We start from the raw sequence: 4,051 nt of genomic DNA on the forward strand, positions 1-4,051 counted from the left end.
GCTCACCGTCGACGGTGAGCCAGGACCCCCCACGGTGAGCCAGGACGCCTGGCGACGTGCTGGAGCGCCACCGTCAGGGGCCCGCCGCGAGCTAGCGAGCGGTGGGGGGACGGTGGCCCTTCGACCAGTCGCGCATGCGCTGCGGGTAGCCGGTCACCTGGGCGTCGTACACCGGGATCGCCAGCTCCTTGGACAGCCGGCGGGCGACGTCGGGACCGTCGATGCGCCTCCGGGTCCACTCGCCGTCGGCCGCGACCAGGACGATGGTGGCCTCGGTCACCGCCGTCCGGGGCTCCACGTACCCCTCGACGCCCCGGCGGCTCGCCACGAACTGCTCCAGGTGCACCAGGTCGTCCCGGTGGGACGCCCGGTCGAGGGTGGCGCGGGCGCCATCCCCGGGCCGCCGCCTCCGCCACCGCTCGAACAGGCCCATCGCCGTCTCCGTCCTGCCGGGGTCGCGTGATCACTGCGACGCTCGCGAGAGCAACGGTGCTCCGGGCCAGCTCGTTCCCGGGGTGGCAGGATGGGGCCCAGCCCCCGCCCGCTCGAGCGGGGTTGCCGTCCGACGACCCGAGGAGCACCCGTGAGCGCACCCGCTTCCCCCGCCGACCTGGTCATCCTCGGGGGTGGCTCCGGCGGCTACGCCGCCGCGTTCCGCGCCTCCGAGCTCGGCCTGAACGTCGTGCTGATCGAGAAGGACAAGGTCGGTGGCACCTGCCTGCACCGGGGCTGCATCCCGACCAAGGCCCTGCTGCACGCCGGCGAGGTGGCCGACCTGGCCCGCGAGGGCGAGCAGTTCGGCGTGAAGACGTCGCTGGCCGGCATCGACATGGATGGCGTCAACAGCTACAAGGACGGCGTCATCACCAAGCTCTACAAGGGGCTGCAGGGCCTGGTGAAGGCGCGCAAGATCACCTACGTCGAGGGCGAGGGCCGGCTGGTCTCCCCCACGGCGGTCGAGGTGAACGGCCAGACCTACGAGGGCAAGCACGTCCTGCTGGCCACCGGCTCCTACCCCCGCTCGCTGCCGGGCCTGGAGATCGACGGCACGAAGGTCATCACCAGCGACCACGCGCTGAACCTGGACCGGGTGCCGAGCTCGGCGATCATCCTCGGCGGTGGCGTCATCGGCTGCGAGTTCGCCAGCGCCTGGAAGTCCTTCGGCGTGGACGTCACCATCGTCGAGGGCCTGCCCCACCTCGTGCCGCTGGAGGACGAGTCGTCCTCGAAGCTGCTGGAGCGCGCCTTCCGCCGGCGCAAGATCGCGTTCGAGCTTGGGAACCGCTTCTCCGGCGTGCAGACCACCGAGAACGGCGTCAAGGTGTCGCTGGAGAACGGCAAGGAGATCGAGGCCGAGCTGCTGCTCGTCGCGGTCGGTCGCGGCCCGGTCAGCTCCGGCATCGGCTACGAGGAGGTGGGCGTCGCGATGGAGCGCGGCTACGTCCTCGTCGACGAGTACATGCGCACCAACATCCCGACGATCTCCGCCGTGGGCGACCTGGTCCCCACCCTGCAGCTGGCCCACGTCGGCTTCGGCGAGGGCATCCTCGTCGCCGAGCGGGTCGCCGGCCTCGAGCCCGCCCCGATCGACTACGCCGGCGTCCCGCGGATCACCTACTCCGACCCCGAGGTCGCCTCGGTCGGCCTCACCGAGGCGCAGGCCAAGGAGCGCTACGGCGAGGTGAAGACCCTCACCTACGACCTCGCCGGCAACGGCCGCAGCCAGATCCTGAAGACGACGGGCGCGGTCAAGCTGGTCCAGGCCCCCGACGGCCCGGTCGTCGGCATCCACATGGTCGGCAGCCGCGTCGGCGAGCTCATCGCCGAGGCCCAGCTGATCTACAACTGGGAGGCCGAGGCCGACGACGTCGCCAGCCTCATCCACCCGCACCCGACGCAGAGCGAGGCGCTCGGCGAGGCTCACCTCGCGCTCGCCGGCAAGCCCCTGCACGTGCACGGCTGATCTCGCTCCACCCCCACCCACCCAGCGCCAGAAGGAGCACTGCCCCGATGCCGACCTCCGTCACCATGCCCGCCCTGGGCGAGAGCGTCACCGAGGGCACGGTCACCCGATGGCTCAAGCAGGAGGGTGACCAGGTCGAGGCCGACGAGCCCCTCCTCGAGGTGTCGACCGACAAGGTCGACACCGAGATCCCCTCCCCGGCCGCCGGGGTCCTCACCAAGATCCTCGTGGCCGAGGACGAGACCGTCGACGTCGGCGCCGAGCTCGCCGTGATCGGTGGCGGGGACGGCGACGAGGGCGCCGCCAGCCCGCCGGCCTCGGCCGAGGACGCCGACACCGCGCCGCAGACCCCCGACCAGCAGGTCGAGGACGCGGGCTCCGGCGGAGCGCAGGAGCAGCCCGCCGCCGAGCCCGAGCCGGCCCCGGCCGGCGGGTCCGGTGGCGGCGGCGGCGAGGGGACCCCCGTCACGATGCCGGCGCTCGGCGAGAGCGTCACCGAGGGCACCGTGACCCGGTGGCTGAAGGCCGTCGGCGACGAGATCACCGCCGACGAGCCGCTCCTCGAGGTCTCCACCGACAAGGTCGACACCGAGATCCCGGCGCCGGTCAGCGGCACGCTGCTGGAGATCACGGTCAACGAGGACGAGACCGTCGACGTCGGCGCCCAGCTCGCCGTGATCGGCACGGGCGCCTCCGGCGGCGGCTCCGCCCCCGCGGCTCCCGCACCGCAGCAGGAGGCCCCGAAGCAGCAGGTGCCGGCCGAGCCGGAGCCGCAGGCGGCCCCGCAGGCCAAGGAGGCTGACGCGGCCAGCGAGCAGCCCGGTGGCGACTACGGTGCCAGCGGCGCCCAGCCGTCGGACTCGCCGACCTCGGCGCCCGCGCCCCAGGTGGCTCCGCAGGCGCCGTCCGCCCCGGCCCCCTCGGGTGACGGCGGTGGTCAGTACGTCACCCCGCTGGTGCGCCGCCTGGCCGCCGACCACGGGGTCGACCTGAACACCGTCTCGGGGACCGGCGTCGGCGGGCGCATCCGGAAGCAGGACGTGCTGGCCGCCGCGGAGAAGTCCGCCGCGCCGGCGCCCGCGGCGTCCGCTCCCGCGGCGTCGGCCCCGGCCGCCTCCGGCGGCACCCGCACGCCGTCGCCGGCCGCCATGCCGGACACCTCGGTGCGTGGCCGCACCGAGAAGCTGTCCCGCCTGCGCGGGGTCATCGCCCGCCGAATGGTGGAGTCGCTGCAGGTGAGCGCCCAGCTGACGACGGTCGTCGAGGCCGACGTCACGCGCATCGCGCAGCTGCGGCAGCAGGCGAAGGGCACCTTCGAGGCCCGCGAGGGCGTCAAGCTCTCGTTCCTGCCGTTCTTCGCCAAGGCGGCGGTCGAGGCGCTCAAGCAGCACCCGTCGGTGAACTCCTCGATCGACCTCGAGGCGGGCACGGTCACCTACCACGACGCCGAGAACCTCGGGGTCGCCGTCGACACCGAGCGGGGGCTGCTCGTCCCGGTGATCCACGGTGCGGGGGACCTGAGCCTGGGTGGCCTGGCCCGCAAGATCGCCGACCTCGCGGAGCGCACCCGCACCAACAAGGTGACGCCGGACGAGCTCGGTGGTGGGACGTTCACGCTGACCAACACCGGCAGCCGCGGCGCCCTGTTCGACACGCCGATCATCAACCAGCCGCAGGTCGCCATCCTCGGCACCGGCTCGGTCGTGAAGCGGCCGGTCGTGGTGCAGGACGCCGAGCTGGGTGAGGTCATCGCCGTCCGGTCGATGGTCTACCTGGCGCTGACCTACGACCACCGGATCGTCGACGGGGCGGACGCCGCCCGTTTCCTCACCACGGTGAAGGAGCGGCTGGAGGCCGGTCAGTTCCACGGCGAGCTCGGCCTCGGCTGAGCCAGGGCACCCCGCCCGCAGCACCCGCGAGCCCGGGGGGGGGGGGGGGGGGGGGGGGGGGGGGGGGGGGGGGGGGGGGCGGGGGGGGGGGGGGGTGGGGGGGGGGGGGGGGGGGGGGGGGGGGGGGGGGGGGGGGGGGGGGGGGGGGGGGGGGGGGGGGGGGGGGGGGGGGGGGGGGGGGGGGGGGGGGGGGGGGGGG

At 74.4% G+C, this 4,051-nt stretch carries 3 protein-coding genes; 2 read left to right on the plus strand and 1 reads right to left on the minus strand.

Annotation, left to right across the window (positions count from 1 at the left end; all coding sequences use genetic code 11):
* Positions 1 to 91 precede the first annotated feature (91 nt).
* On the minus strand, positions 92 to 433 hold the full coding sequence (locus ACI8AP_RS20875) for an oxidoreductase (RefSeq protein WP_456591291.1): 342 nt from the start codon (positions 431 to 433) through the stop codon (positions 92 to 94).
* Positions 434 to 583: 150 nt separating this feature from the next.
* On the opposite strand from ACI8AP_RS20875, the gene lpdA reads away from it, so the two are divergent.
* Both lpdA and sucB read left to right on the plus strand, forming a co-directional pair.
* The gene (gene lpdA / locus ACI8AP_RS20880) at positions 584 to 1,963 is read left to right on the plus strand and encodes a dihydrolipoyl dehydrogenase (RefSeq protein ID WP_456591292.1); all 1,380 of its coding nucleotides are present in this window, start codon (positions 584 to 586) and stop codon (positions 1,961 to 1,963) included.
* Positions 1,964 to 2,010: 47 nt separating this feature from the next.
* Entirely contained in the window at positions 2,011 to 3,852 is a 1,842-nt protein-coding gene (gene sucB, locus ACI8AP_RS20885) for a 2-oxoglutarate dehydrogenase, E2 component, dihydrolipoamide succinyltransferase (protein ID WP_456591293.1), read from the plus strand.
* Positions 3,853 to 4,051: the final 199 nt, after the last annotated feature.

Source organism: Blastococcus sp. SYSU DS1021 (assembly GCF_054050995.1).

Excerpts from the sequence above, each read along its gene's own strand:
- sucB (WP_456591293.1), top strand. The coding sequence starts at position 2,011 with ATGCCGACCTCCGTCACCATGCCCGCCCTGGGCGAGAGCGTCACCGAG.
- ACI8AP_RS20875 (WP_456591291.1), bottom strand. The coding sequence starts at position 433 with ATGGGCCTGTTCGAGCGGTGGCGGAGGCGGCGGCCCGGGGATGGCGCC.